The organism is Pseudalkalibacillus sp. R45 (genome assembly GCF_052246725.1).
Lineage (GTDB): Bacteria > Bacillota > Bacilli > Bacillales > Fictibacillaceae > Pseudalkalibacillus.
This window is the reverse complement of sequence record NZ_JBQQCL010000003.1, coordinates 27,920-54,536: the sequence shown is the minus strand read 5'-3', so window position 1 is coordinate 54,536 and position 26,617 is coordinate 27,920. Positions and strand designations below refer to the sequence as shown.

General features: G+C 43.4%; 28 protein-coding genes. 17 read left to right on the top strand and 11 right to left on the bottom strand.

Annotation, left to right across the window (positions count from 1 at the left end):
* Positions 1-203 precede the first annotated feature (203 nt).
* Both rsgA and ACTWQL_RS07915 read left to right on the top strand, forming a co-directional pair.
* Complete coding sequence (rsgA, locus tag ACTWQL_RS07920) at positions 204-1,253, top strand: ribosome small subunit-dependent GTPase A (protein ID WP_443141909.1); 1,050 nt, start codon at positions 204-206, stop codon at positions 1,251-1,253.
* A complete protein-coding gene (locus tag ACTWQL_RS07915) occupies positions 1,220-1,657 on the top strand; it encodes a secondary thiamine-phosphate synthase enzyme YjbQ (RefSeq protein ID WP_443141908.1) in 438 nt (145 codons plus the stop codon). The genes rsgA and ACTWQL_RS07915 overlap by 34 nt, the downstream gene beginning before the upstream one ends.
* A 66-nt stretch (positions 1,658-1,723) precedes the next feature.
* Here ACTWQL_RS07915 and ACTWQL_RS07910 read toward each other — a convergent pair whose 3' ends face one another.
* Complete coding sequence (locus ACTWQL_RS07910; RefSeq protein ID WP_443141907.1) at positions 1,724-2,275, bottom strand: hypothetical protein; 552 nt, start codon at positions 2,273-2,275, stop codon at positions 1,724-1,726.
* A 305-nt stretch (positions 2,276-2,580) separates the two neighbouring features.
* Between ACTWQL_RS07910 and ACTWQL_RS07905 the strand changes: the two genes are divergently transcribed.
* On the top strand, positions 2,581-2,706 hold the full coding sequence (locus tag ACTWQL_RS07905; RefSeq protein WP_443141906.1) for a hypothetical protein: 126 nt from the start codon (positions 2,581-2,583) through the stop codon (positions 2,704-2,706).
* A gap of 569 nt (positions 2,707-3,275) precedes the next feature.
* Here ACTWQL_RS07905 and ACTWQL_RS07900 read toward each other — a convergent pair.
* Positions 3,276-4,634 carry an alanine/glycine:cation symporter family protein gene (locus tag ACTWQL_RS07900; protein WP_443141905.1) on the bottom strand — a complete coding sequence of 453 codons (1,359 nt, stop codon included), beginning with the start codon at positions 4,632-4,634 and terminating at the stop codon, positions 3,276-3,278.
* A 134-nt stretch (positions 4,635-4,768) separates the two neighbouring features.
* Here ACTWQL_RS07900 and ACTWQL_RS07895 point away from each other — a divergent pair, with 134 nt between their 5' ends.
* Complete coding sequence (locus tag ACTWQL_RS07895; RefSeq protein WP_443141904.1) at positions 4,769-5,233, top strand: low molecular weight protein-tyrosine-phosphatase; 465 nt, start codon at positions 4,769-4,771, stop codon at positions 5,231-5,233.
* Positions 5,234-5,255: 22 nt separating this feature from the next.
* Here the strand turns inward: ACTWQL_RS07895 and ACTWQL_RS07890 are convergent, their stop codons facing one another.
* Positions 5,256-5,519 (bottom strand): GlsB/YeaQ/YmgE family stress response membrane protein, encoded by a 264-nt coding sequence (locus tag ACTWQL_RS07890; RefSeq protein WP_443141903.1) that lies wholly within the window; start codon positions 5,517-5,519, stop codon positions 5,256-5,258.
* 154 nt (positions 5,520-5,673) lie between these two features.
* Between ACTWQL_RS07890 and ACTWQL_RS07885 the strand changes: the two genes are divergently transcribed.
* The 4 genes from ACTWQL_RS07885 (at position 5,674) to ACTWQL_RS07870 (ending at position 10,149) form a co-directional block, all read left to right on the top strand.
* Positions 5,674-6,141: a YtxH domain-containing protein gene (locus ACTWQL_RS07885; protein WP_443141902.1), complete on the top strand. Its 468-nt coding sequence runs from the start codon at positions 5,674-5,676 to the stop codon at positions 6,139-6,141.
* A gap of 37 nt (positions 6,142-6,178) precedes the next feature.
* A complete protein-coding gene (locus ACTWQL_RS07880; protein WP_443141901.1) occupies positions 6,179-7,006 on the top strand; it encodes a YihY/virulence factor BrkB family protein in 828 nt (275 codons plus the stop codon).
* A 573-nt stretch (positions 7,007-7,579) separates the two neighbouring features.
* On the top strand, positions 7,580-9,220 hold the full coding sequence (locus tag ACTWQL_RS07875) for an acetolactate synthase large subunit (RefSeq protein WP_443141900.1): 1,641 nt from the start codon (positions 7,580-7,582) through the stop codon (positions 9,218-9,220).
* A gap of 449 nt (positions 9,221-9,669) precedes the next feature.
* Positions 9,670-10,149, top strand: a complete 480-nt coding sequence (locus tag ACTWQL_RS07870) for a VanZ family protein (RefSeq protein WP_443141899.1) — start codon at positions 9,670-9,672, stop codon at positions 10,147-10,149.
* A 287-nt stretch (positions 10,150-10,436) separates the two neighbouring features.
* Here ACTWQL_RS07870 and ACTWQL_RS07865 read toward each other — a convergent pair whose 3' ends face one another.
* The 3 genes from ACTWQL_RS07865 to ACTWQL_RS07855 all read right to left on the bottom strand — a co-directional run bounded on the left by ACTWQL_RS07865 (position 10,437) and on the right by ACTWQL_RS07855 (position 13,040).
* On the bottom strand, positions 10,437-10,877 hold the full coding sequence (locus ACTWQL_RS07865; protein ID WP_443141898.1) for a redoxin domain-containing protein: 441 nt from the start codon (positions 10,875-10,877) through the stop codon (positions 10,437-10,439).
* Positions 10,878-11,046: 169 nt separating this feature from the next.
* Complete coding sequence (locus tag ACTWQL_RS07860) at positions 11,047-11,514, bottom strand: alpha/beta hydrolase family protein (RefSeq protein WP_443141897.1); 468 nt, start codon at positions 11,512-11,514, stop codon at positions 11,047-11,049.
* A gap of 353 nt (positions 11,515-11,867) precedes the next feature.
* A complete protein-coding gene (locus ACTWQL_RS07855) occupies positions 11,868-13,040 on the bottom strand; it encodes an MFS transporter (protein WP_443141896.1) in 1,173 nt (390 codons plus the stop codon).
* Between the two features lie 154 nt (positions 13,041-13,194).
* On the opposite strand from ACTWQL_RS07855, the gene ACTWQL_RS07850 reads away from it, so the two are divergent.
* The 5 genes from ACTWQL_RS07850 (at position 13,195) to ACTWQL_RS07830 (ending at position 17,370) form a co-directional block, all read left to right on the top strand.
* Positions 13,195-13,581 carry an OsmC family protein gene (locus ACTWQL_RS07850; protein WP_443142170.1) on the top strand — a complete coding sequence of 129 codons (387 nt, stop codon included), beginning with the start codon at positions 13,195-13,197 and terminating at the stop codon, positions 13,579-13,581.
* A complete protein-coding gene (locus tag ACTWQL_RS07845) occupies positions 13,566-14,177 on the top strand; it encodes a YitT family protein (protein WP_443141895.1) in 612 nt (203 codons plus the stop codon). Before ACTWQL_RS07850 ends, ACTWQL_RS07845 begins: the two co-directional genes overlap by 16 nt.
* Positions 14,178-14,348: 171 nt before the next feature.
* The gene (locus ACTWQL_RS07840; RefSeq protein WP_443141894.1) at positions 14,349-15,698 is read left to right on the top strand and encodes an MATE family efflux transporter; all 1,350 of its coding nucleotides are present in this window, start codon (positions 14,349-14,351) and stop codon (positions 15,696-15,698) included.
* A gap of 57 nt (positions 15,699-15,755) precedes the next feature.
* The gene (locus ACTWQL_RS07835; RefSeq protein ID WP_443141893.1) at positions 15,756-16,355 is read left to right on the top strand and encodes an abortive infection system antitoxin AbiGi family protein; all 600 of its coding nucleotides are present in this window, start codon (positions 15,756-15,758) and stop codon (positions 16,353-16,355) included.
* A gap of 223 nt (positions 16,356-16,578) precedes the next feature.
* Positions 16,579-17,370: a YfkD family protein gene (locus ACTWQL_RS07830; protein ID WP_443141892.1), complete on the top strand. Its 792-nt coding sequence runs from the start codon at positions 16,579-16,581 to the stop codon at positions 17,368-17,370.
* A gap of 125 nt (positions 17,371-17,495) precedes the next feature.
* On the opposite strand, the gene ACTWQL_RS07825 is transcribed toward ACTWQL_RS07830, so the two are convergent.
* Positions 17,496-17,825 (bottom strand): winged helix-turn-helix transcriptional regulator, encoded by a 330-nt coding sequence (locus ACTWQL_RS07825; protein WP_443141891.1) that lies wholly within the window; start codon positions 17,823-17,825, stop codon positions 17,496-17,498.
* Between the two features lie 151 nt (positions 17,826-17,976).
* Between ACTWQL_RS07825 and ACTWQL_RS07820 the strand changes: the two genes are divergently transcribed.
* The 4 genes from ACTWQL_RS07820 (at position 17,977) to rlmD (ending at position 22,709) form a co-directional block, all read left to right on the top strand.
* On the top strand, positions 17,977-18,165 hold the full coding sequence (locus ACTWQL_RS07820) for an SE1561 family protein (protein ID WP_443141890.1): 189 nt from the start codon (positions 17,977-17,979) through the stop codon (positions 18,163-18,165).
* A 170-nt stretch (positions 18,166-18,335) separates the two neighbouring features.
* A complete protein-coding gene (locus ACTWQL_RS07815) occupies positions 18,336-19,880 on the top strand; it encodes a fumarate hydratase (RefSeq protein ID WP_443142169.1) in 1,545 nt (514 codons plus the stop codon).
* A 578-nt stretch (positions 19,881-20,458) separates the two neighbouring features.
* Positions 20,459-21,232 (top strand): delta-lactam-biosynthetic de-N-acetylase, encoded by a 774-nt coding sequence (gene pdaA, locus ACTWQL_RS07810; protein ID WP_443142168.1) that lies wholly within the window; start codon positions 20,459-20,461, stop codon positions 21,230-21,232.
* Positions 21,233-21,329: 97 nt separating this feature from the next.
* Entirely contained in the window at positions 21,330-22,709 is a 1,380-nt protein-coding gene (gene rlmD / locus ACTWQL_RS07805) for a 23S rRNA (uracil(1939)-C(5))-methyltransferase RlmD (RefSeq protein WP_443141889.1), read from the top strand.
* A gap of 314 nt (positions 22,710-23,023) precedes the next feature.
* Here the strand turns inward: rlmD and ACTWQL_RS07800 are convergent, their stop codons facing one another.
* The 4 genes from ACTWQL_RS07800 to ACTWQL_RS07785 form a co-directional block, all read right to left on the bottom strand.
* Positions 23,024-23,182, bottom strand: a complete 159-nt coding sequence (locus tag ACTWQL_RS07800) for a YfhD family protein (protein WP_443141888.1) — start codon at positions 23,180-23,182, stop codon at positions 23,024-23,026.
* A 207-nt stretch (positions 23,183-23,389) separates the two neighbouring features.
* Positions 23,390-23,941 (bottom strand): GNAT family N-acetyltransferase, encoded by a 552-nt coding sequence (locus tag ACTWQL_RS07795; RefSeq protein WP_443141887.1) that lies wholly within the window; start codon positions 23,939-23,941, stop codon positions 23,390-23,392.
* Positions 23,942-24,332: 391 nt separating this feature from the next.
* Entirely contained in the window at positions 24,333-25,457 is a 1,125-nt protein-coding gene (locus ACTWQL_RS07790) for an amidohydrolase (RefSeq protein ID WP_443141886.1), read from the bottom strand.
* Positions 25,458-25,621: 164 nt separating this feature from the next.
* Positions 25,622-26,524, bottom strand: a complete 903-nt coding sequence (locus ACTWQL_RS07785; RefSeq protein WP_443141885.1) for a TIGR01777 family oxidoreductase — start codon at positions 26,522-26,524, stop codon at positions 25,622-25,624.
* Between the last annotated feature and the right edge of the window lie 93 nt (positions 26,525-26,617).

The window sequence follows — 26,617 nt, the reverse complement described above, 5'->3', positions numbered from 1 at the left end:
TCAATAGAGTCACCTAATGATAAATGGCGAATTTCTAGTTTCTGATTCGGCAACTTTATGAACTCTCATTTAAATAACGATTTCTTTCTATTTTAATTAATCCATGGGCTGTGCACGGCCTATGGTTTTTTATATTCTCAAGAAAACCATCGGGAGATTTCCGATGGTTTTAATTTTCGTTTTAAAAATAGGAGGAAATTGAATTGAATTTACAACAACTAGGTTTTAATGAAGAACGTATGGAACAAGCAAAGGAATGGACTGAAAAAGGGTACGAACCTGGAAGAGTTGCATTGGAGCATAAGGGGATGTACACGTTGCTGACAGAGCACGGCGAAATCCGCGGTTCCATTTCCGGAAAGATGAATTTTGAAGCGACTCAACGTGAAGATTATCCTGCGGTAGGAGATTGGGTCATGTGTCAGATCCGCCCAAATGATCGCGCGGCTACCATCCACTCGATCCTGCCGAGGACCAGTAAATTCTCACGGAAGATTGCTGGACTTACGACAGAAGAACAGATCATCGCCACGAACATCGATACGGTGTTTTTAGTGAATGCGCTGAATAAGGATTTCAATGTACGGCGGATTGAGCGTTACCTGTTGATGGCGTGGGAAAGTGGAGCAAATCCGGTGATTGTGCTCAGTAAAGCAGACCTGTGTGAAAATGTTCAGGAACGGGTAAATGAAGTAGAAACCGTCGCTTTCGGGTTATCCGTCCATATCATCAGTTCAGAAACCGGTGATGGGATTGATGAAATCACACCATATCTGACAGAAGGAAAAACGGTTGCATTGCTCGGCTCATCAGGTGCCGGGAAATCGACACTGGTGAACCGTTTGTATGGAGAAGAAATCCAGAAGGTGAAGGAGATCCGTGAAGGCGACGATAAAGGGATGCATACGACAACGCACAGAGAGCTGTTCCTCATGCCTCAGGGAGGATTATTGATCGATACGCCGGGTATGAGAGAGCTTCAATTGTGGAATACGAATGATGGGTTATCCGAAAGCTTCCGGGATGTCGAGGCACTTGCTGAGACTTGTAAGTTCAGGGATTGCCAGCATGAAAATGAGCCGGGATGCGCGGTGAAAACAGCGATCGATTCCGGTGAACTGCCGGAAGAAAGATATGCATCCTATAAAAAATTGCAACGAGAGCTTGCTTATCTTGAGCGGAAAAATGATCAGAAAGCAAAGCTTGAAGAGAAGGCAAAATGGAAAAAGATAACGAAAAGCATGAGGAGGTAGCGATGCTCTACAAACAATCCATAGAAACACATAGTCGGGATGAAATGCTTGATGTGACGTCCACTGTAAAAGAACTGATCAAAAAAAGCGGGATTGTGAATGGCGTGGCTTATATCTATTGCGCTCATACGACCGCAGGCATCACGATCAATGAAAACGCCGATCCAGATGTGAAGCACGATATGCTGATGAGATTGGATGAAGTCTATCCATGGGAACATGCAAAATATAAGCATGCAGAAGGGAATTCAGCCTCCCATTTGAAGGCGAGTACTGTTGGAAGCTCGCAAATGGTGATCATCGAGGAGGGAGAGCCGATTCTTGGCACCTGGCAAGGCATCTATTTCTGTGAATTCGATGGACCGCGGACACGCAACTACTATGTAAAAGTAATTGAAGGTTAAAAAGGAAGGACTCACCGGGCTGGTGAGTCCTTTCAACATGTTCAGAAAGTCTCGTATCGGTGCAAACTAAATTTCACGAATTCTCTTAAGTAATCCAACAAGACCCCTGCTTCCGAAAAATAATATAAAGCCCAATGCTAATCGGAGTAGTTTCTCTAAAAAAGAAAACAATAATTCTCCTTTCATTCTTGGATCAACATAATTCACTCCTAATTCTTTAATATCTAGCCAGTTTTGTACCAAAGTAAAAAAGGACGGAAGCGTATGTACTATAAAGGCAAGACCTACAATCGAAACGGCAGCAACTTGAAACTGATGTACATTTAAAGACATCTGGTTTTGATTCGGTTCTAATTGATTTCCAACCTCCTTATATTTAGGAATAAATAAACGGCTTAATTTGTCAGCACATAACCAGAGAACTATACTTATTACAAGTTGAACCAAAAAAGGACCTAGATAGTGCAACATATTAACTTGACTAAGTTCTTGAAGCTCCTCATAGTAAATAGGTATCAAATAATAATTTACGATCTGAGATAAATCCATAAATGATTGTATTAATATATAAACCGCAAAAATTCGTAACGCTATAAAAGTAAAACTTTTTTGTGTCATAAAACCTCTCCCTCAACGATCCTGCTTTTTACTTAGGTTGTTTTGGCAAACTTTGTTGCTCTTGCACTTAAAGAAAGTATAAAATACTTTCTTCAGTATAAGGGCAACTAAGGCTCGACCTACAAAAGGCTTGGTCTCGCCAAGTTTTCTTTAAAAGTCGTTGATTTCCGCTCCAGGATGCTCGCTTTCCGCGGGGCGTGCGGTGAGCCCACGTCGCCTTGCGACTTCAGGAGTCTCCTTTTCAAGGAAGCACTTGTGCTCCTGCGTCTACAAGAAAGTCCTGTCGAAGCGAGCTTCCTCGTCGCATGCCTTGCGAGGAGATTATTCAGGTAGTAGGCACGCTGATCCCGCAGGAGTCTCGCACCTTGCTCTCCAATCAACTTGCACAAGTTGTTTTTTTTAAAAATGACTCAAAAGCAACAATCTTTTAGAAAAGAACATTTACTTAATACCAATTATTTCAAATGATTTGATCTAACTCAATATAATTTTCACAAAAAAGAGCTTATCTTACATTAGATAAGCCCTCTTTTAGTGAAGAATGGCTCATTCGGAAAACTTAACGGACACAGAGGACCTTATTTGATCAAATAATGGAATTTTACAAACCGTAACGGACACAGGAGACCTTATTTGCCCCAAAATCATCAAAAACAATCTACTTTTTAACGAATAGCGTCTCTGGTGTCCGTTAGCATCTCGAAATTAGCGTTTTTGTCACAGATAACGGCTCTCCTGTCCGTTAATACCAAAAATCCCATTTGCAAATGGAAGAATGACATCGATAATTGGGACACATTTCGATAAGCTACTTGGACCGTACAATAACTATTGTCCAAATGAAAATAACGTGTCAATTTAACTGTCACTTGCTTTAAACCTTGTATTCAAAGCAAAATGCCCTGTGTCAATTCACAGGACATTTTCTAATGTCATTTATAAGTTTTGCACTCAAAAACGACACCCTTCAATTTTCGCGATTCGCTTTTTAAAAAAGATTCTAAGCTGATTCCGAGGTTTGCTTTTGTTCTTCTTCCTTTTTCGCGGCAAGGAAGCGTTTCGTTTCGGCAACGACCACACCGGATAGACCGAGGAGTCCGATCAAGTTCGGAATCGCCATCAAGCCGTTGAATATATCAGCAAGCGTCCAGACGACATTAAGCGAAACAGTTGTACCGACGAATACGGCAAGCACAAACAGCAGCCTGTAGAATTTCACTGAATTGTCCCCGAACAGGTAAGAGAAACATTTTTCCCCGTAATAGGACCATCCTAATACAGTCGAGTATGCGAACAAAATAATACCGATCGTGACGATCAAGGCACCAGGCGTACCTAAAAAGCTTCGGAACGTTTCCGTCGTAAGAGCGGCACCATTCAAATCCCCTTTATACATATCACCCATGACGAGCGTGATTCCTGTAATCGAACAGACCACAATCGTATCGATGAACACCTGTGTCATGGAAACGAGCGCCTGGCGTGCAGGGTAGTCAGTCCTTGCTGCAGCGGCCGCAATCGGCGCTGAACCTAGACCAGCTTCATTCGAGAAAACCCCGCGTGCAACACCCCAGCGGATGACGGCACCTAGAGCACCACCCGCAACAGCTTCTCCTGTAAAGGCATCACTGAAAATCAGGCTGACAGCACTTGGAACGAGATCAAGGTTCATGAACAAGATCACTAATCCGCCCACGACATAAAAGAGAGCCATGAAAGGAACGAGGTAAGCCACGACACGGCCGATACTCTTGATACCACCTAGGATGACGAGCCCTGTTAGTACCATCAAGATTAAGCCAGTTGCCCAACCTGGGAAATTGAATGTCGTTTGCACAGCATCTGCAACAGAGTTTGATTGGACCATGTTTCCGATCCCGAATGCGGCAAATGCCCCAAAGAATGCAAAAAGGACACCAAGCCATTTTGCGTTCAGTCCTTTGTCGAGGTAATACATCGGACCTCCGGACATTTCACCATCTTTGTTTTTGACACGATATTTTACAGCTAAAATCGCTTCGGCATACTTGGTTGCCATCCCGAAAAGTGCACTAAGCCACATCCAGAGGACAGCTCCAGGACCCCCGATGAATACAGCCGTCGCTACCCCGGCGATGTTACCTGTACCGATAGTTGCTGCGAGCGCAGTCATCAGTGCCTGAAAGTGGGAGATATCCCCTTCAGATTTTTTGTCCTGCTTTTTTGTAAAAGCCAATTTCAATGAATAAGGTAGTAATGAAAACTGTAGGAAGCTAAGTCGCAGCGTCAGGAAAATACCTGTACCGACGAGTAATATGAGCAGCCATGGCCCCCATACCCAACCGCTAACTTCCCCTAGAAACGCTTCAAATTGAGCCATCAATTTTCCTCCTATCTATATGTTGTCTCTATTTTAATATTCTGCAAAAGGAGGAAACATGCCTTTTATCCGAGAAAAAATAGGGACAAGCTCACAAAAAAGCTAAATTTGGCAGAAGAGGAGGGAGTTAATCTGTGAAAAAAGTCTTGTTTGTGTCTTCTGGTGGTATTTGCCGTGCGCCGATCGCAGAAGCGGTTTTTAATGAAATGTGTAAAAATAAGGGGCTCAACGTTGATGTCGATTCAGCAGCGACAAGGGATTGGCACATTAGGGATTTTCCACATGAAGATAGTGTCGAAATACTTGCCGAAAAAAAGATCCCTTTTAAGACAAAGGAAAGCAGAAAGGTCAAAGCAGAAGATCTGGAGGCTTTCGACTACATCCTTGCAATGGATGCTGAAACGCTCGGAGAATTGCATCGTCTTGCGGGTATGCGGGAAACAGGGGTGATGGCCAGACTCCTTGATTTTGCTGAAGATTTAAAGGAAGACGATATCCCGGATCCATATATGACAGGAGAGTTTGATAAGGCGTTCGATCTGATTGAAGCTGGGTGTGGACATTTTATGGGGAAAATGAAAAAGAACGGGCTCTTATAAAGAACCCGTTCTTTCATACTTCTTAGTGATGGCGGCTTGGTCTTCTTGTCCGTTTCATGATGAAGCTTAATAGGAGTACGACGATGATTGCACCGATCAATGCCGGGATCAAGGCCATACCTCCAAGCGATGGTCCCCATGAACCAAGTAGAAGTGTTCCTAGCCAAGCACCAATGATTCCTGCAATGATATTACCGATGATTCCTCCAGGTACATCTCTACCTACGATAAGACCAGCTAACCAACCAATGATACCACCTACGATTAAAGTCCATATAAATGCCATATTCTATTCCTCCTTTTGGTTATTTTTGTTGATTTGTTTCTTTTTCATACCCGTGTGTAAAAATCCTTAAACAATTTGCGTAAAATGTTTTGGTTTTAAAAGAACAGGGGAAATTAAATATTATTGAAGAATAAAAATAAAGGAGAGATCATTTATGACTCAATCTGTATACACACCAGATCAACAAAAAGCGAATCAACCAACACCAATAAGAGTAAATGAAAAGAAAGAGGGTTCATTCCTATGGAAGGGAATCCTGATCGGTGCAGTGGTTGGTGGTGTTGCATCGTTGATTAACAAGAACACACGTAAAAATGTACAGGAACGTTCCATCAAGCTAAAAGATCAGACATCCTCTTTATACAAGTCTGTTCGTGAAGACCCGGCGATCATCATGGATACGGTCAAGCATACGATGGATACTACTTCAAAAGCGCTGAACGATTTATCACGTGAGGTAAGAGAGGTCATCCAGAAAGTTGATGATGTACGTCAACATTCTGTGGAGACGTATTCAAGCATGAAAGAGGTCGGCGGAGAACTGAAGGATGTTTCTGGCAAGGTGAGAGAAGCTGGAAGAGAAATTACGGACATACCTGATGAAGAGGACAATAAATATTAAGAAAGAACTTCTACAGATGTATAGAGGGGGTTGAGTGATGGTGGAAAGGTTGAAGCAGCCGTCAAAGAAGATTTTCTGGCAGGATCTATTCAGAAGGATCCAAGAAGACGGAGTGACCGACTTGGCGGCACAGCTTGCTTTTTATTTTCTGCTGTCACTTTTTCCATTTCTGATTGTTACGATTACCGTCATTACAACGATCGTAGATAAAAATCAATTGTTCACGCTCATTCAGCTGTATGGTCCACCTGAATTGATGAACATCGTAAAAGATAATACGGAAATCATTAACAACCAGGGGGGTGCGATCCTCTCCGTAGGAATCATTGTGACTCTATGGACTGCTTCTAACGGTATGAATGCAGTGATTAGAGCGTTGAATCATGCTTATGATGTAGAGGAGAGAAGAAATTTCCTCGTGGCGAGGGCGGTCGCGATATCCCTGACGCTGGGGATGCTCCTCATCATATTTGTCGCGATGGCTTTGCCAGTTTTCGGTCAGATGATCGGCAATGTTTTCGGTTACCTTGGACTGCCAAATTGGGAAACGATATGGAACGGACTTCGCTGGGTGCTTAGTACAGTCATCATTGCATGCGTGATCACAATCATTTATTTTGTGGCACCGAACAAACCATTACGGATAAAAGACGTCTGGGTCGGTGCTGTGATTGCTACGATTGGCTGGCAGCTTATTTCATGGGCATTTTCTTATTATGTAAATAATTTCGGTAACTACAGTGCTACCTATGGAAGCCTTGGCGGGGTCATCGTCCTGATGCTTTGGTTCTATGTCTCTGGAATGATGCTCATTATCGGCGGAGAGGTGAATGCAACCTTCAACAAGCTCCGTAAAAGTGGTTAAGAATGTATCCATTCGCATATTCAAAACGAACGCGGAGAAACTAAAGGTACTCTTTTGAAAAAGGAGATTACCTATGAGTAACAATAAGCAGAACCATAACGTGAAAAACCATAAAAAGCATACGAGCGATAGCAAGCATAAAACAAGCAGCTCGGCCAACAAGAAAAATCAATACCATTGACTTGGTAGATCGCCATCCGTTTTGGGTGGCTTTTTTAGACTTGGGAGCTAATTGTTGATTTTTACTAAATTCACTCCCTTTCCGCGGGCGATCCACAAGCCTCCTCACTTGCACAGGATGTGCTGGCTTCGACGTTCACCACAGGACGTGGTGGGTCTTAGTCGAAGATCCTTTTAAAAGTGTGGGGTCTCGCCTGGCTCGCTTTCCCGCAGGAGTGTCGTGAATTTCGGTAAATCAACACCATTTCAACAAAACACGTTTGCTTTACTAGTCTTTTCTGGAAGTATTCAACATAAGAGCCTACATATTCAGGTTTGAAACATACTGTTAAAAAGGAATGAATACGATAGACCTATTTATTGCTTGGAATTGAAAAATGGAGGGATTCGACTATGCGAGTATCCGAATTGTTTGTGAAATGTCTAGAAAAAGAAGGGGTCGAATATATTTTTGGTGTGCCGGGGGAGGAAAACATCGATTTTCTCGACGCATTGAAAGAATCGAACATCGAGTTCATCACCACAAGGCATGAAACCGGTGCTGCATTTATGGCTGGGGTATACGGTAAGTTGACTGGTAAACCAGGTATATGTCTTGCAACTCTTGGGCCAGGTGCAACGAATCTTGTTACAGGCGTAGCAGAGGCGAACATGGACTTGACGCCACTGATTGCGATAACAGGACAGGCAGATCTGGAGCGTCAGCATAAGCAGTCTCACCAATTTTATGATCTCGTCTCCATGTTTAAACCGGTCACCAAGTGGAATACCTCCATACGGGATAAAGATATTGTGCCAGAAGTTGTCTCCAAAGCCTTCCAACAAGCGGTCAGCGAAAAACCTGGAGCCGTACATATCGAGCTCCCGGAAGATATCGCAATGCTTGAAGTGGATGGAAATCCATTGGAAGCTCAGTCTAATGAACTGCATACGAGGGCTGTTGGTAAAAAGATAGAGGAAGCGGCACAATCGATCAATGAAGCGAAGAACCCGATCGTACTCGTTGGGAATGGCGTGACACGGATGGGAGCGTCAGAACCTCTTCAACATTTTGTGGAGAAAATCAGTGCCCCATTTACGAGCACGTTCATGGGTAAAGGCGCGATTACTTATGAACATCCTCAGAACCTGCAAACAGTTGGCTTACAGGACAAGGATCATATCGTATGTGGGATCGACAATGCTGATTTGATCATCACAATCGGTTTTGATTTTGCAGAGTATTCGCCTTCAGCCTGGAATCCAGAAGGGGATAAGCCGATCATTCACATCGATACACAGCCTGCAGAGGTTGATACGTGTTATCCGGTTAAAACAAGTGTGATCGGTGACCTTGTGGAAAATTTGAATCAATTGACTGAAAAAGTGAATGCACGCGAGCAGATGGATCCCTTTTTCGATAAGCTTCGAACTGAAATCATGGATGACCTAAGTGAACATGATGAAGATAAATCGTACCCGATGAAGCCGCAGAAAATTGCAGCGGATTTACGTGCTGTTTTAGATGATGATGCGATTTTGCTTTCAGATGTCGGGGCTCATAAAATGTGGCTTGCGCGTTACTTCCATTGCATCCAACCGAATACGTGCCTGATCTCGAATGGGTTCGCCTCAATGGGGATTGCGATGCCCGGAGCAATCGGTGCGAAGCTTGCTTTTCCTGATAAAAAAGTAGTGGCCGTAGCTGGTGACGGCGGATTTCTGATGACTGTCCAGGAGCTGGAAACGATGGTCCGCTTGAAATTGCCGATCGTAGTCGTCGTCTGGACAGATAACCGGTATGGTCTTATTGAATGGAAACAGATGAATGAATATGATCGAAGTTCGAGCATCACGTTCGAAAATCCAGATATCGTACAGCTGGCGAAAGCATTCGGTGCTGAAGGTTTGAAGGTTCTCCGGGCCGAAGAATTCCAGCCGATTTTAGAGAGAGCTTTTGAATTGGATCAACCAGTCGTCATCGACTGCCCTGTCGATTATAAAGAGAATGTGCGTTTAACGGAACGTTTGGGGAATATTATCTGTAATAACTGAAGCTATTGAAACAGGGAGAGGTTTTAAAAGGTTATTCTGCTTTCATATAGGTCTTTTTGTTCACACCTACGGTCGCACTTTTTGAGAGTGTTCGAATGTTGTGAGGAAAAAGCACCCTGAAGCAGGGTAGCCTTTTTTTGCACTTAAAGAAAGTATAAGCGCACCTAAGGCTAAGCCTGTGCCAAGGCTTGGCTTTGCCAAGTTTTCTTTATGGGTGTGATGGCGATATTCGCTTTTGTAGATAATGCTTCTGCATCCCAGGAATCGGCTAGGTTTGAGCTGAAAAATCGATGTTGAAATGGAAAAACGGAGGCGCTTAAAAAAACGATTTTCGATCAAAAAAACATCTAAATAGAACTAAGTGGAGCATTACCATCATAGACTAGTACTGCAAGTCCTGGTACACTATTCTTTGTTTTGTAAAGAATGGGAATAAAGGAGTAGAACTTATGGAGATACAAAAAGATACAAGAGAATACGCCCGTTTAAAGTGGCGATGGATAGGAGCGATCCTATTCGTTTGTTATACAGCAGTCCTGATTTACTCTACTTTATTCACATTCAACTATTACGTTTACGGAAAGTCCTTCAATCTCGTTCTGCTTGATAGCATCCGATTGATGTGGAGGAGCGGAAATTATTGGCTGATTTTCAAAAACGTAATCGGCAATCTATTGTTGTTCCTGCCACTAGGTTTCCTGTTGCCGTTGATGTTCAGATGGCTGGATTCATTCATAAAGATGTTCTTCATCTCGTTCGGGGTGAGCGGGTTGATTGAACTGCTTCAATACTATTACGCAAACCGGATTTTCGATATAGATGATATCTTGTTGAATGGGATAGGTGGATTGTCAGGATTGGTCTTATATAAAATTCTTGCGTTCTTCTACAGGATTTACGAGAGGAACTTCAAGAAAAGAAGGAGCTGACCCGGTCAGCTCCTTTCTGCTTATGTTTTAAAGTGAAGCATTTGAAATTTAGAGGACTCCAGGGACCTTATTTGGCCAAAAGAACGATGTTTTACAAAATACACGAGAGCCCTTATTTGCATAATAGCAGTAAAATAAGGACCGATTTTACTTAAGTAGCGGAACAGTTGTCCTCTAATTTTTCAAATCACCACTTTTTGTCACCGATAGCGGAACAGATGTCCTCTAATTTCAATATGAAAGCGAGAATAGAAAACTTAGTTTCCAGAGTGTCAAGCTTTCCAGATTTATTTTCCTAATACGCGATTGACACGCTTAGTGAGCATTTTCATTCCATCTCCGCCAGCTTGGAAGTGACGAAGCTTACCTTCGGCGTCGAATACGTAATATGCTGGAACGAATTGGTTTTCGTAAGCGTCAGTGAGCTTGTGTTGGTTATCAACGAAAATCGGTTGCGAAATGTCATGTTCAGCAGCGATTTCTTTGACTTGATCGATATCGAGATCTTTTTCAGAACGAGGCATATGAACTGCCACTACGTTCAGATCATCTTTATAATCATCACGGAATTGGTTGATGTTCGGCATAGCATCTTTACATAGCTGGCAGCTTACAGACCAGAAATGTACGAGTGTAGGTTTATCTCCTACTAGTTGGTCCTTCGAAACTTCTCCATTCAACCATTCTGTAGCACCTTCGAATTCAGGCATCTCAGTACGTAATCTCATTGTTTGATCGACTCCTTTAACAATAGTATTTACATTAAAATGATTATTATCTGATTACAATTTTAAAAGTAAAATTCCGATACGTCAATTTTTCTGTTTCACACTATAGTATACCTTCGGTGGTAATGGGTTAAACCTTTTGTCGTACTTGTGGAAAAGCTGTTTCAAGCTAGGTTACCGATTGCTCGACCATTGCAAGGGTAGTGGTATGATTGACATTTGGAAATAGCTCAATTTTGATTTTTTCTTTATCATCATATTGTTCAACTGCTTTTTCAAAGAACAATTGTTGCGTATTTGCTGGTATGATCTGATCATTTGGACCATGCAGAAGAATAGGGCGCTCCTGAATAGCAACCACGCCTTTAATAGGATCGAATTTTTGGATTTCCTCAACCCAACCGCTTGGCTTAAAACCGATCTTTTGAAAGTAATCTTCGCATCCAGTCCAATATCCTGAGCCATTTAACATGATCAATCCGTTTAACCTGTCATTTTGAACAAAAGCGCCTGAAGCAATCAAACCTCCCATCGAGCTGCCAAGTAATACTAGATCATAGGAGTTATCATGAAAAATATCCGTCAAACGATCAGAAAGCTGAATAACCTCAGTGACACTTTTTATGACAGTTTCCAAAAAATACGCTTCTGGATTTCTTTTTTACATTTAAAGAAAGTATAAATACTTTCTTCAATATAAGGGCAACTAAGGCTCAGCCTACGCTAAGGCTTGGCTTTGCCAAGTTTTCTTTAAAGGGCTCCTCTATTTTTCCCCGCGAATCGTGATATAAAATTTCAGGTGTAATGACATGGTAGCCCCACCTAGCTAAGGTAGAAGCGAAAAAAGCTATGTTCCTAATGCTAGATCCCCAACCATGATAAAGAATGATTCTTCGATTTAAGGGAATCTTCATTCGTAAGCCGATAATGCTTAAAAGGAATAGTTTCATTTTTATAAGAATCAATTGTAATCATAATTGATACACCATCCTACACGTCCTTGGCAACACTTTGCGTCGAGCGAATTGGTTTGAAAAAGATCAGGGCAGTGAGCAGAAGGAGCATCATTCCGCCGATTGTATAGAAGATGCTTCCTTCTTCAAAGAATTGGATGGCGACCCCTCCAATCAATGGACCGAAAATACTTCCGAGACTGAAACAAATCCCTGCCAAAATGTTACCTGCCGGAAGCAGTTCCCTGGGAAGAAGATCTGCCACATAGGTGATCCCCATCGAAAATAAAGAACCAAGGAACAAGCCGGCGATGACGAACATGACCGTTAAATAAACCAGTGAGTCGTTCACATTCATCGCAAGAAAACTAAAGCCCCCCATGAAAAGTGATATGACGAGAATCGGTTTTCTGCCGAAACGGTCGCTCAATAAACCGAGAGGCACCTGGAAAACGAGCGCTCCGACTGCAAAAGCTGGCAAAAGGATCGATACAGCTTCCACTCCAAGCCCTTGACGAATCGCATATACGGGAAAGTTACTGTGTACAGCTGTTTCGATAAACCCATATCCGAACGTCCCCAGCAGTCCAGCCCATGACATCCTGAAGACTTTTCCGTACCGTTTCCAGGTGCTTTGGACATCCGGTGTCGTAATGTTTTCGGGATATTCGTTGTCGATTTTAATTAGAAAAATCAGAGACAGGATACACAAGGCTGCAGCAATCATGAATGGCAGCGCATGGTGAATATCAACTAATCTTGTCATCACTGGACCAATACCGAACCCGAGTCCGAACGAAACCCCATAAATGGCAATGTTTCTTCCCCGTTTCTTTTCGGTACTCATTGATGTGAGCCATACTTGTGTTGCGAAATGGAAGATATGGTCCCCGATTCCGATGATGACACGGAGGATAAACCAAAACCAGATCGCCTGCCACAAGGGAAGGACAAGCACCGATACACATGTCAACGCGATACCGGTGACGATCAGCTTCTTGTACCCGAATGTATGTAATGGTTTTTCGATAAAAGGTGAGATGAGCAATATGCCGATATAAAACGCAGACGCACTGAGGCCGTTTACACTTGAAGAAACCCCAGCCTTTTCAAGCAATATCGCGAGAAGCGGCAGCAGCATTCCTTGTGCAAAACCAGAAACGAACACGACGGCGATCAGGACGTTGAAACGATAACGGGCGGGACGCATAACTTGTACTTCCTTTCATAAGTTGGTACATTTTTATATATTGGCTTATTCTTTATGATTTCTTTAAATAAATCGTTTATGATGATGTACGGAAATTCAATAGTTAAAATTATATCAGAGAACAATCTACATTGAGAGGTCAGGTGTGATGAAATTGGAATTTAAAATGACTGAAGGCGGATTTACAACTGAATTGGAATATGGAAAGCTTGATATTTCTGGAAATGAGGAGCATGGATTCCGTCCGTACCAATTGCTTGTTTCATCAGTTGCTGTATGCAGCGGCGGTGTTCTACGGAAAGTAATGGAGAAAATGCGTTATCCATTTGAAGATATTACAGTGGATGCTGAGGTCGAACGAAATGAGGCGGAGGCGAACCGGGTCGAGAAAATCGAACTTACGTTTCATATCAAGACAGCGGAGTGGAACGAACAGAAAATCGAAAAGGCGATGCATTTGACTCGGAAGAACTGTTCCATGGTCCAATCGGTGCAAGGCAGCATTGAGGTTGTGGAAAGAGCGAAATGGGTCCAACAGTAAAAACCCTTCTCCTTCTAGTTGTCGGAGCGATTATCCAGGGGCTTGGCATGGGACTGTTTCTTTTTCCGCATCATATTCCATCCGGTGGTGCAGCTGGGATTGCGATATTGAATGAGTACTTTTGGAATATCCCGCACGGTTGGTCTTTATGGTTAGTCAACGTTCCATTGTTGTTTGCTGCTGTAAAATTTCTCGGTGCTGTTTCTGCAGGAAAGACGATTTTCGCGGTGACCGTCACGTCGATTACCGTGGATCTGATCGGCATCCTTTTACCGCGTGCGATTTCAATACCATGGGTCGATCTCATCTTTGGAGGCTGTCTGTTCGGAATTGGTGTCGGGATTCTTTTTAAAAATGGGGCATCCTCCGGGGGCATGGCGATTTTAGCACAGATTTTCGCGAATGTATTCAAGCGTGCGCCTGGGCAGATGATGTTCTGGATTAATGGTGTGATCTTTTTCATTACCGCATTTGTAATCGGATGGTGGATTTTCTTGTTCGCAATCTGTACACAATGGATTGGCACCCAAGTTTTAGACCGTGTCTATAAAGGGAAACTTACATTTGTAAAACTTCGAAAGGCACTCCACATTTAGAGGAGTGCTTTTCTAGCTCTTATCCGGCGGAATTCAGGTATAATCCGGCGGGAATGAAGCTTATTCCCGCCGGTTCAGGATCGAATCCGGCGTAATTGAATCGTAATCCGGCCAAAGGTTCCTTTTTACACTTTTCATGTAAGAAGAAAAATACAGAAAGAAGGTGGCGCGATGTCTGTACAAATGGATTTTACAAAAGGATCAATTCCGAAGCAGATGATTGCCTTTTCGGTTCCAATATTTCTGACGAACATCCTGCAGACATCGTTCCAATTCATCGACAGTGTCTGGGTAGGGAATCTTTTAGGTTCGGATGCTCTTGGTGCGATCTCGATTTCAGCGACGTTGATTTTTACGATCCTCTCATTCATCATCGGGGTGAACAGTGCTTCCCTGACAGTCCTTTCACAAAAGAAAGGGGCAGATGATGAGCAAGGTTTGAAAGAATCGTTGAATGCGTTCGTCTTTGTACTTGGAATCATGGCATTGACCTTAGGGATTGTAGGTTTTTTCTTATCCGGTTGGCTGTTAAAATTACTTGGTACACCTGAGGAGATTTTTCCTTTGGCAGAAAGCTATTTGCAGGTGAACTTCCTCGGAATCCTTTTCTTGTTCGGTTACAACTTTATCGGAACGGTCCTTCGAGCGCTTGGTGACAGTAAAACGCCGATTCGGTTCGTGTTCATGGCGGTCGTCTTGAATACGATCCTTGACCCCGTTTTCATCTGGGTATTGGATATGGGAATTGTCGGTGCAGCATATGCAACGATCGTTTCTCAAGGATTTGCGTTCATTTATGGGATTTACTACTCGGTATGGAGAGCGAATGTTCCGTTCGTACTACCGTATTTACCTTCAAAGTTCTATTTCTTCACACTTTTCAAGCTCGGTGTACCAGCTGGACTCCAGATGATGGCGATTTCTGGGGGAGTAGCAGCGATCATGGGGATCGTCGCTCATTTCGGAGCAGATGTAGTTGCCGGATTTGGAGCTGCCCAGCGGATTGACAGCATCATCATGCTGCCAGCTTTTACGTTAGGATCAGCAGTGAACAGTATGGCAGGGCAGAATATCGGAATTCGTTCCTGGGACCGTGTCGAAGCGATATCCAAAAACGGGATCTATCTCATTCTTGGCGTATCGTTCTCGATCAGTGTGATTGCGTTCTTTTTTGCAGAAGGACTGATCCGATTATTTGTAAGTGATGAAGCTACGATCGCATTTGGAACGACTTATTTGAAAAGTGTCGCTTTCTTTTATCCTTTTTTAGGGATCAATTTCGTCTTGAACGGGATTGTCCGGGCAGCTGGAGCCATGGTGCAGATCCTGATTCTTAATCTGATTTCGTTTTGGGTGCTGCGTGTACCGTTGACCTACCTGTTTTCCCGCTGGTTAGGTGAGGATGGAATCGCTTTTGGAATTGGTACAAGTTTTGTTATAAGCAGTGTGGTTGCTTACGGATATTATAAGTTCGGCAATTGGCGTGAAATTGAGCTTTTCGAAAATGAAAAGAACACATAAATACAGTGTAGATGTACACCCTTTCTGTTAGGAAGACCTGATAGAAGGGTGTTTTTTATGCAACGATATTATTCGAGGATCTATTGGCATTTCACCGGCTCACCGAAAAGCGATGTGAAAGTGTTGAGTCCAGATGAGCTGTTGAAAAAGAGTGAGCCTAAGCCGGAAAAGGAATCCGTTGAGATTCTGTTGAAAATTTTGCAGTCGCAACGATTGAAAGCAACGAGTCAGGAACAGGTAGGTCCTTATAAGACGGACGCCTTTTGCTGTACCACGGATATTCCTTTTAAAGATTTGGTTGAGCATGCGGTGTACTATGGCAGAGCTGCGATCGGATTTAAGGCAGAAGCGATCCATGATGTTTTCTTGCCGGTTTGTTATGTGTCATCAATGCATGAAGCACACAACAATTTGCTGGAGAACGATCACCCTTTGATTGATTTCATCAAGATCACTGACTTCCATCCGAAAGAAGGGCATACGTTTTACCGGGAAAGAGAGTGGCGTAATATCGGAGACTTCGCATTTGAAAAAGATGAAATTGCAGCGATTGTTGTACCGGATGATTCGTTGAAAATGGTCCGCGTTTTTTTAGAAAAGCAGAAATATCCTGATGACATTTCGGTCTTGTCCTGGCGATTGATTGAGGAAGCGTGAAGAGGTTTTATTGCAGTCTTTTACCTTCGACAATTCTTTCAAATCGTCAATCAAATGTTTGATTAAGAGCTTTGATTGTTTGGGAGTAGTGGCTTTTCTTTTTCAATCAAACGCTTGTTTGAAACTTTGAGAAATTTGTCGTGGACATAGATATGAAAAATTTGGCATGTAGATTTTATCACGAGTGGAAAAAAATAAAGGTAAGAAGAAAGGAGCATGTCCGATGAGAAAGTTGGGTATTCTGATTGCCTGCTTAGGGCTTTTACTATGGTCGGATCAGGCATTATCCGCAGAAAAAGCGAAGAATTCTGAGAGAGTTTCGATTCCGAATTCGACTGTCTCGATTTCAAAAGAAAACACATATCCGAATGCAACGCAGGATTTACCTGATTTACAACCGAGTCAGCTGACTGAGGAAATGTTCTCGACAACCGATATCAAAATCGAGAATCCGGAACTTATCCGTCTCTTTAATGAATCCAGCATTTCACCGTCAAAAGCTGCGATCGGTTACCGTGCCAAGATTTATTTAGGCCAGTGGCCATTGAATTATGAATCCGCTGAAACGAATGTCAACTGGGAATTTCAGAAGGTGAATGTCAATCAGTTGAACAACCATGGCGGGAAAGCTGTCTCTCAATTGCGATTCAACCAGGAACATGAACAAAAGGTTTCCGGAGGATTGACCGCTAAGATCGAGAGCAGTGAAGATGTCCAGAAAATGATGATGATCGACGCTTCGAAAAAAACCGGCTTGCCGCTCTCTTTCACGACAATCATAGGAAGAGGGACGAAGAAGGATAATGTTTATAATATTCCACCGAAAAAGGTCGGATATCTTTATGGATACGTGCCTGCAGTAAATGAAAAAGGACGCGTCACTTACGGTGAGGTGTTCATCAATCTTAAAGGTAGCAAGAAAAGTATCGAAGTGAAAAATGTGACCCATCAAGGCATTGGGGCTTGGATCCCGGTCCAAGATTACATTTCGTTAAGATTCAATATGACTAACTGAACGATGAAGTAGCACATAAAAAAGGGGCAGACACATAGGAGTCGCCCCTTTTTTATACTTAAAGAAAGTATAAGTGCAACTAATGGCTCAGCATACGCCAAAGGCTTGCCTGAACCAAGTTTTCTTTATTCCTGCGGTTGTTCCATTTCCACCCAGTCATCACTCCAGCGTTGGATTTCACCGATGACATTTTTAAGGGAAGTGCCTTTGTCCGTAAGCGTATATTCAATTCGTACAGGTGTTTCCGGATAGACTTCACGTTTAACAATGCCGACAGCTTCAAGTTCTTTCATTCTTTCTGTCAGCATTCTGTCACTCATATCAGGAATTTGTTTTTTTATATCTTTAAATCGTTTAGGTCCAGCTAACAGGACACGAATGATCAGACCTGTCCACTTTTTTCCTATGATTTCGATTGCCGCTTCATACTTGGGGCACATGCTTTCATAATTCATCAATCATCACCTCGAATTGAGATTGAATCCGTTTATCTTAAGTGTAAGGTTTCGACTTACTTTTGTAAAGCAATTGTAAATGCGGGTAATTCCCAATAATGCTCAAAAATCTGTTATCATATTAGAGGAAAAAAGAAAGGAGACCTACTAGATGGGTAATGCCATAAATGATAAGTCATCACAAATGGAGTATATCCAAAACAAAATGGATATGCTTTTGAAAGTATTGGATACGGTCGATCCTGAAACAGCTGGAGTCGAGGAAATCGATCGGATCATTGCCATGCTGGATGAACTTGAAGAGAAATGCAAACAGTTCCGCCATAACTGGGGAGAATGATTTATATAAAAGGATTTTAAGTGCCGTATTTGTTATACTGAACATAGGTTTGATGTGTTTTGTTTCCGCTTTCAGTGCGGTTTGTTGATAAATTCATGATTCCACAGGCAGGAAGGGAGGAGGAGCCCTTCACCTGTGTGAAAATCTTCATAAAAGGGGTCATCGGGGAAATGGAAAAGCTGAAAGAAAGTATGTACGAATTGATTGTTGAGACGTCTACGAATTTACCGAAAGACGTACGTCGCGCGATTGCAAAAGCAAAAGCCCAGGAAAACGCTGGGACTCGTGCAGCGATGTCGCTCGATACGATCAGTGAAAATATTTTAAAAGCAGATGAGAATGTCTCGCCGATCTGTCAGGATACAGGGCTTCCAACGTTCAAAGTGAAGGTTCCTATCGGTGTGAACCAGTTGAAAATCAAGGACGCAATCATCGAGGCGATCAAACAAGCGACAGATGATACCAAGCTTCGTCCGAACTCAGTTGATTCGTTAACTGGGGCGAACAGCGGTGACAATCTCGGACCGGGGACGCCTGTCATCAAGTTTGAACAGTGGGAGAAGGATTATATCGATGCTCGCTTGATTTTAAAAGGCGGGGGTTGTGAAAATAAGAATATCCAGTATAGTCTACCAACCGAACTGGAAGGCCTAGGACGGGCTGGCCGTGACCTCGATGGTATCCGTAAATGTATCATGCACTCGGTCTATCAAGCGCAAGGTCAAGGATGCAGCGCTGGGTTCATCGGTGTCGGAATCGGCGGGGACCGTACGTCAGGTTATGAGCTAGCGAAGGAGCAGCTGTTTCGTTCTGTAGAAGACGTCAATTCGAATGAAGATCTTAGTAAACTCGAAGAATACGTGATGGATAATGCGAACGAACTCGGTATCGGCACGATGGGCTTCGGTGGTGAAACGACGCTTTTAGGTTGTAAGGTTGGTGTGATGAACCGTATCCCTGCAAGTTTTTTCGTATCGGTCGCTTATAACTGCTGGGCGTATCGTCGTCTTGGGTTCAAGCTCGATCCGAACACGGGTGAGATTCTTGAGTGGCTCTACCAGGACGGAGAGAAGATTGATTTTAAAAAAGAGATGGAAAAAGCGGCAGCAGCTCTTGATGATGTGAAGGAAGTACGCGAAGTCGTGCTTGAAGCGCCAATCACAGAAGAAAAGATCCGTGAATTGCGTGTTGGTGATGTGGTGCGTATCAATGGTGTGATGCACACGGGACGTGACGCAATCCATAAGCACTTGACGAGCAATGATGCACCGATTGACCTTGATGGCCAGATCATTTATCATTGCGGTCCAGTCATGATGAAGGACGCGAACGGTGATTATCATGTGAAAGCTGCTGGACCGACGACTAGTATCCGTGAAGAGCCTTACCAGGGTGACATCATGAAGAAGTTTGGTATCCGCGCAGTCATCGGAAAAGGCGGAATGGGGCCGAAGACGTTGAAGTCACTGGAAGAGCACGGTGGAGTTTATTTGAATGCGATCGGCGGTGCAGCGCAATATTATGCGGAGTGTATCAAGAAAGTGGACGGCGTCGATCTTCTCGAGTTTGGAATTCCAGAAGCGATGTGGCATCTGCAAGTAGAAGGCTTTACAGCAGTCGTAACCATGGATTCACACGGCAACAGCCTTCACCACGATGTGGAGAAATCATCACTTGAAAAACTCGCCCAATTCAAAGATCCAGTCTTCAAATAAAATCAAATCGATCAAAAATGAGAAAAGTCGGGGAAACCCGGCTTTTTTGATTTACATTTAAAGAAATTATAAATACTTTCTTCAATATAAGAGCACAAGCTGGCGGCTTCGGAAGCAATACACCGCACGAAGGAAAAGCAGTTGCTTTTTCGAGGAACTAAGGCTCAGCCTGCGCTAAGGCTTGGCTTTTTCCAAGTTTCCTTTATTAAGGCGTGCCTGGCACCGATCAGAAAGCGTTGGAGCTGTAGGGATCTCGATCGGTGCCAGGCACTGAAGCAAAACCCTTGAGGCTGTTGAGGTTTGAAATGGTGCCAGGCACTGAAGTGAAACCCTTGAGGCTGTTGAGGTTTGAAATGGTGCCAGGCACCGAAGTGAAACCCTTGAGGCTGTTGAGGTTTGAAATGGTGCCAGGCACCGAAGTGAAACCCTTGAGGCTGTTGACATCTCAAACGGTGCCAGGCACTGAAGCAGCGCAATATGGTAATCGATTCCTTGTATGGATATTTTCTTGTCATTCAAACTAATACTAAGGTTGTGTAAAGGAGTCGATTGCTGTGTTGAAGAAATTCGCAGTTTATATGTTGATATTTAGCTTTGTGTTGGCTGTTCCGCTGAATACTTACGCTTATTCGAATCAGAAGCATGATTGGTTTTTCAAGCGGAGTAAGGATCAGCGGCCTGCTACAACGGATCAGAAATTCATTGATCTCCTTGAAAAGTACAATGGTTATTATATCGGCGATACAAGTGAGAAGAACCTTTATCTCACTTTTGATAATGGCTATGAGAATGGTTACACGGAAAAAGTGCTGGATGTTTTAAAAGCAAAGAAGGTTCCGGCAGCATTTTTCGTAACCGGCCATTATTTAAAAGACCAATCAGATCTTGTGAAACGGATGGTGAATGAAGGACATATCGTCGGGAACCATTCCTGGCATCATCCTGATCTAACGGCTGTTAGCGATGAGCGTCTGAAAGAAGAGCTTCAAAAGGTGAAAGATAAATATGAAGAACTCACCGGACGGAAAGACATGATGTATTTACGGCCGCCGCGTGGCGTTTTCAGCGAACGAACCCTAGCCCTTTCTGAAAAAGAAGGCTATACCAATGTCTTCTGGTCGCTCGCCTATATGGACTGGGTTACGAACCAGCAGAAGGGTGCCGATCATGCGTACAGAAGCATCATGAAACAAGTGCATCCAGGCTCGATTTTATTGCTTCATTCTGTATCAAAAGACAATGCAGAAGCGCTTGGTCGAGTCATCGATGATTTGAGGAAACAGGGTTATTCTTTTAAAAGCTTAGACCATCTCGTCTCAAACGATCGAATTCCTAATCCGATTGCTGACTGAACATCTAAGGCAGCCTCTAAAGTTTAATTCGGAGGTTGTCTTTTTATGTTGTACACGTGATATAATAAGTCCGATTAAAAAAGGACGGAGTGTAAGTATGAAAGCAAACGAAATGAAGCTGAAGGCCGGAGACATAATCCGATTGCCAATCAAGCGTCTTGGGATCAATGGGGAAGGCATCGGTTTTTATAATAAAAAAGTCACCTTCGTACCTGGGGCATTGCCGGGTGAAGAAGTGATCGCGAAAGTGACGAAGCCTCTTCCGAACAGGATTGAAGCAGAAATGGTAACGATAAAAAAGCGATCGGAGGACCGAGTGAAGCCACCCTGTCCGATCTATGAGCAATGCGGAGGATGCCAGCTCCAGCATTTAAGCTATGAAGCCCAGCTGCGAGAAAAGAAAGATATCGTACGGCAGGCTTTCGGTCGGTATACAGAGTTGGACGCCCATCACCTGCCTTTGAAAGATACGATCGGCATGGAGGACCCGTGGTACTACCGCAATAAAAGCCAATTTCAAGTGGCTAAAAAGGGTGCGAGCGTGCTGGCGGGATTGTATGGCCTTGGGTCGCATAAACTGATCGATCTGACAAACTGCATGGTCCAGCATCCACAGACGACGAATGTTACGAATACAGTGAAAAAGATCTTGGAGGACTTGAACATTTCAATCTACAATGAGCGGAAACGGTCCGGGATTGTACGCACGATTGTAACCCGTGTCAGTTTTGAAACGGAAAAAGTTCAAGTCGTTTTGATCACGACTCAGCATGACATCCCGAAAAAGGATGTGCTGATTAAAGAAATGAAGAAGCGGCTTCCGGAAGTCACATCAATTTTACAAAACATCAACGGACAGAAAACCTCAGTGATATTCGGCGATGAAACGATCCATCTAGAGGGAGATCATACGATTCAGGAAACGTTGGGAGACCTTTCTTTTGAATTATCGGCAAGAGCCTTTTTCCAGCTGAATCCTGTACAGACTGTAAAATTGTATAATGAAGCACGTAGAACGGCTAAGTTGACAGGGGAAGAAAAAGTCGTCGATGCATATTGCGGCGTAGGAACAATCGGTTTATGGCTCGCTGAACGAGCAGGAGAAGTCCGTGGTATGGATGTCATTGAAGAATCGATTGAAGATGCGAACGAAAATGCTGCCCGTCACGGAATTAAAAATGCCCTCTATGTAACAGGAAAAGCAGAAGACCTGCTGCCGAAATGGCTTAAAGAAGGATGGAAACCAGACGTCATCGTCGTCGATCCGCCAAGAACCGGATGCGACATGACCTTCCTGAAAACAGTAGCGAAAATCCAACCCAGACGGATGGTGTATGTATCCTGTAATCCATCCACATTAGCCAAAGATGTGGATTACTTATTAAAGCGAGGATTCAAAATCGAACGGCTCCAGCCTGTGGATATGTTCCCACACACATCCCACATCGAAGTCATCGCCACGCTAGTAAAAAAGTAACACGCGTGCCAGGCACGACAATTTAACCTTTGTGCGCCAACGGTTTTGAGAAGGTGCCAGGCACCGATCGGGACCCCTTGATACACAAGGCTTCTGATTCGGTGCCTGGCACCAATTATTTTCGCTAACAGTTTATCCACACTCATGGGATAACTGAAGTTGTGGATTTACAAGTTATTCACTGACTTATGCACATTATCCACACAATAATATCCAGATTGTGCACATATCCACAGTTATCCACAATTTAAAAAAGACAAAACAATGGAGACTTGCCGGGGAAGGGACAAGTCTCCTGTTCAGCCTTGCAGAGGTTATTTACGTCTTGCGCGACGATCAGCCGCTCTTGCTCTTTCCTGCGCTTGCAGATCCTCAGTGTCGGCAAGCTCTTGGGAAAACTCGACATCACGACCGTCTGGTGCGATGTTTTGTTTGTTCTGTGCATTTTTGCGAGAACGTTTATCTTTTCCCATGAGTGAACCCTCCTTAGACAAATGGTGAGAGGATGACCTCTCGTTTATTATGATGTGCAATCGTTCCTGAACTATAAGAGGAAAGATAGGGTAAAGGTGTGAAAAATTGCAGCCATCCACATGTGTAAAACCCCGTACCCGCCTTAAGTTATTTCTCCACATAAAAAGGCTGAACTCAACCAAATGAGTCAGCCCAAGTATCGCTTTCTAAGCCTCCATCGCTTCTTCGACAAGAGAAGAATGGCGTGCTGTATACATATAATAAGTATCACGTTCAATTTGAAAAAGGTTATATACATCTTCTAATGCATTCAGTTGTTGATAAATATCTGGACGGGTCTCGTTTGCAAGTGATACATACGGAATTTTCAATGCAGCGCGTTCTGATCGAGGATTCGTTTTCCGGATCCGCATGAAGATCGTTTGGATATCTTTTTCAAAGAAAAGCTCGTTGAAAAACAATTCCTTCGCCAGTTGATTATAGCCTTTTCCGTGGTATGGTTTGCCGATCCACGTACCTAAAAAACCACAGTTTTCTTGAATGTCGAATAGATTGATCGTACCGATCGGGTTGCCCCATTCATCTAAAATCGTTCTCGAGATCAGTTCCCCATTCTCTTCTGCTTCCAAGGTCTGTTTTGTCAAAAAGATGAACTCTTCAACAGAACCAGCTTTGTGGCGCACAAAAGGGAAGACAGCGGGGTCTGCCATCAACTCATAAAGAACATGACATTCATTCAGATCACGTTTCTTTAACATTTTATACATCCTCCCAAAGAGGGCAGTCGATTTCTACCCTCGAATTAAAATTTCTAATTCGGGGTGGGAATCGAACCCACTAAGACCAGATGTACTGGTGGCGCACCAATTGCCTTCCCTTACCTTTGACTATTTTGTTTTTTGGTTCCAAACTTATAAATGCGATAACGGCTCAGCCCACGCGCGTCATGGCTTCACCACGTCTTTATAAACATATCATAATCGATTTATCTTAAAAATGGAACCAATATTTTTTGTTAAAATTAGTCTTTTTTTGTCGAGGGTACTTGTCCTTTCATTTTATGCCTTATAGCAGAAAAAAGTTCGCTGAAATACCAACTTTGGACAGGGGGCACAGGACATGCCCCAAAAGGATTTAAACAACAATTTTTCAATTGAATTTCTTATAGACAATTTCGCCTGAAATCATTGTCAGATTCGGTAAGGCGGAAAAATGGAAAGGGTGGTCGTTCCATAAAGTGATGTCAGCATCTTTTCCGATTTCCAGACTTCCAACTTTATCATCGATTCCGAGGTTTTTTGCTGGATTGATCGTGATCCCCGCCAGAGCATTTTCAACGGTAAGCCCTTCACGGACCGCAATCGCGGCACAGACATTCAAATATTGGATTGGAGTATATGGATGATCGGTTGTAATCGATACAGAAACGCCGTGATCGTTCAAAATTCGGTATGTCTGCCATGTCTTGTTTTTTAACTCGATTTTCGATTTCCTCGTCAACGTTGGCCCAACACATACCTGCAAATCACGGCCGGCTAATTCTGAGGCGATGAGGTGGCCTTCTGTACAATGTTCAATACGCAGATCCAGATTGAATTCCTCTGCAAATCGGATTGCTGATAAGATGTCGTCTGCACGATGAGCGTGGATCCGGACTGGCATTTCACGATTCAAAACAGAAATGATCGGAGCTTTCCTAAGACATTCAGGATGATCCGTATTCAACGCTTTATAAAATTCCTCCCGCAGCATGCCCATGATCCCCATACGTGTGATGGAATCATTGTGCCGGCCGCTGTGGATCCGTTTCGGGTTTTCTCCGAGTGCGATTTTCAGACCTGCTTTTTCTTTCACGATCATCTTCTGGATGTTTTGGCCGTACGTTTTGATGACCGCAGTTTGACCGCCAATGATGTTCTGGCTTCCGGGCATCACATGGGCTGTGGTGATCCCGAATTTGATTGCATCGTTAAAGGCGATGTCCAGCGGATGTACGCCATCAATCGCCCTGATATGAGGGGTCAGGGGCTCGTGTGTTTCATTCGCGTCGTTGCCAGCCCAACCTGTCCCTTCATCATAAAGACCCAAATGGGTATGTACATCAATGAAACCAGGCAGTAAATGCATCCCAGAAGCATCAATCACTTTCGTGTGACGATCGCTGTTGATATTCGCTGCTATATTTTTGATTTTCCCGCCTTCAATCAAAAGATCACCCTGGAACGGGGCTGATGTGACGGGATATAAAATTGCATGCTTGAATAACGTTTTCATATTATACCTCTTCCTATTCGCAAAACAAGGGGATACGTGGCGTTCACTGAAGCCGGAAAATAGCCTGTTAATGCAGTATATTCACATAAGGCCTAACCCGCGCCATAGGGTTTCACCATCTTTTAAAATCAAGTATAGCTTTCGCAAGTATGAAAAGGAAGTTGTTATCGTTCGTAAATCGCTGTTAAAGCAGACGATAGGGTAGGGTAAGTGAATTTAAAGTTATGATCGAGAGCTTTCTGTGGATAAACCTTTTGTCCATCAAGAATCAGGGTACTCATCTCTCCTAATGCGGTTTTTAAAACAAAACCAGGCAGCGGAAGCCAATGTGGACGGTTCAATCTACGTCCTAGAAGTCTGCCGAAGTCATTCATCTGGACTGGATGAGGAGATGTTGCATTCAATGAGCCTTCAATCGAACGGTTTTGGATGGCGAAATCAATCAGGCCAGCGACATCAGAGATATGAATCCAAGAATACCATTGGTCGCCGGAACCAATCGGACCTCCGCCATATAACTTATAGGGAAGAGCCATGCGTGGCAATGCACCTTCATCTTTATCAAGAATGAGACCGAACCGCGTACAAACGACACGTACACCGTAATCTTTGGCTTTCAAAGCTTCGTTCTCCCATTGCTTCGTTACTTCAGCAAGGAAGTCGTCTCCAGCTTCTTCTTTCCACTCATCGAATTTCTCCGTTTGTGAAGTTCCGTAATACCCGACTGCAGAGGCATTGATCAGTACTTCAGGTTTCGTTTCCTGCCGTTCGATCAGATCCATTATTGAACGTGTCGAGTCAATCCGGCTCGATAGGATCTTTTCCTTCTTTTCATCGGTCCATCTGCCATTGATCGATTCACCAGCAAGGTTTACGATCGCATCCAGTTCAGGCAGTTCGTCCAATTGATGATCATCACTCAGCCATTTTATATAGGTTACTCTTTCTTTTTCCGGTTTTCCGTCAGGATTCCTCGTCAAGATATAGACGTCATTTCCTTTTTCCGTAAAATGCTCGGTCAAAGCTTGGCCGACAAAGCCAGAACCACCCGAGATGGCGATTTTCATCTCCATTCCTCCTCAACCTGAATACTTATCTATTCTCTATATCTTGTGTTTTCCCTTTTTGAGGCAAGATAATCAACGGATATGCTAAAATGT

Excerpts from the sequence above, each read along its gene's own strand:
- ACTWQL_RS07875 (WP_443141900.1), top strand. The coding sequence starts at position 7,580 with ATGCGAGTATCCGAATTGTTTGTGAAATGTCTAGAAAAAGAAGGGGTC.
- ACTWQL_RS07885 (WP_443141902.1), top strand. The coding sequence starts at position 5,674 with ATGACTCAATCTGTATACACACCAGATCAACAAAAAGCGAATCAACCA.
- ACTWQL_RS07910 (WP_443141907.1), bottom strand. The coding sequence starts at position 2,275 with ATGACACAAAAAAGTTTTACTTTTATAGCGTTACGAATTTTTGCGGTT.
- ACTWQL_RS07870 (WP_443141899.1), top strand. The coding sequence starts at position 9,670 with ATGGAGATACAAAAAGATACAAGAGAATACGCCCGTTTAAAGTGGCGA.
- ACTWQL_RS07865 (WP_443141898.1), bottom strand. The coding sequence starts at position 10,877 with ATGAGATTACGTACTGAGATGCCTGAATTCGAAGGTGCTACAGAATGG.
- ACTWQL_RS07890 (WP_443141903.1), bottom strand. The coding sequence starts at position 5,519 with ATGGCATTTATATGGACTTTAATCGTAGGTGGTATCATTGGTTGGTTA.
- ACTWQL_RS07825 (WP_443141891.1), bottom strand. The coding sequence starts at position 17,825 with ATGAATTATGAAAGCATGTGCCCCAAGTATGAAGCGGCAATCGAAATC.
- ACTWQL_RS07845 (WP_443141895.1), top strand. The coding sequence starts at position 13,566 with ATGGGTCCAACAGTAAAAACCCTTCTCCTTCTAGTTGTCGGAGCGATT.
- rlmD (WP_443141889.1), top strand. The coding sequence starts at position 21,330 with ATGAAAGCAAACGAAATGAAGCTGAAGGCCGGAGACATAATCCGATTG.
- ACTWQL_RS07900 (WP_443141905.1), bottom strand. The coding sequence starts at position 4,634 with ATGGCTCAATTTGAAGCGTTTCTAGGGGAAGTTAGCGGTTGGGTATGG.
- ACTWQL_RS07815 (WP_443142169.1), top strand. The coding sequence starts at position 18,336 with ATGGAAAAGCTGAAAGAAAGTATGTACGAATTGATTGTTGAGACGTCT.
- ACTWQL_RS07915 (WP_443141908.1), top strand. The coding sequence starts at position 1,220 with ATGGAAAAAGATAACGAAAAGCATGAGGAGGTAGCGATGCTCTACAAA.
- ACTWQL_RS07835 (WP_443141893.1), top strand. The coding sequence starts at position 15,756 with ATGCAACGATATTATTCGAGGATCTATTGGCATTTCACCGGCTCACCG.
- ACTWQL_RS07830 (WP_443141892.1), top strand. The coding sequence starts at position 16,579 with ATGAGAAAGTTGGGTATTCTGATTGCCTGCTTAGGGCTTTTACTATGG.
- ACTWQL_RS07785 (WP_443141885.1), bottom strand. The coding sequence starts at position 26,524 with ATGAAAATCGCCATCTCGGGTGGTTCTGGCTTTGTCGGCCAAGCTTTG.
- ACTWQL_RS07855 (WP_443141896.1), bottom strand. The coding sequence starts at position 13,040 with ATGCGTCCCGCCCGTTATCGTTTCAACGTCCTGATCGCCGTCGTGTTC.
- ACTWQL_RS07840 (WP_443141894.1), top strand. The coding sequence starts at position 14,349 with ATGTCTGTACAAATGGATTTTACAAAAGGATCAATTCCGAAGCAGATG.
- ACTWQL_RS07790 (WP_443141886.1), bottom strand. The coding sequence starts at position 25,457 with ATGAAAACGTTATTCAAGCATGCAATTTTATATCCCGTCACATCAGCC.
- ACTWQL_RS07795 (WP_443141887.1), bottom strand. The coding sequence starts at position 23,941 with ATGTTAAAGAAACGTGATCTGAATGAATGTCATGTTCTTTATGAGTTG.
- ACTWQL_RS07880 (WP_443141901.1), top strand. The coding sequence starts at position 6,179 with ATGGTGGAAAGGTTGAAGCAGCCGTCAAAGAAGATTTTCTGGCAGGAT.
- ACTWQL_RS07905 (WP_443141906.1), top strand. The coding sequence starts at position 2,581 with ATGCCTTGCGAGGAGATTATTCAGGTAGTAGGCACGCTGATCCCGCAG.
- ACTWQL_RS07800 (WP_443141888.1), bottom strand. The coding sequence starts at position 23,182 with ATGGGAAAAGATAAACGTTCTCGCAAAAATGCACAGAACAAACAAAAC.
- pdaA (WP_443142168.1), top strand. The coding sequence starts at position 20,459 with ATGTTGATATTTAGCTTTGTGTTGGCTGTTCCGCTGAATACTTACGCT.
- ACTWQL_RS07820 (WP_443141890.1), top strand. The coding sequence starts at position 17,977 with ATGGGTAATGCCATAAATGATAAGTCATCACAAATGGAGTATATCCAA.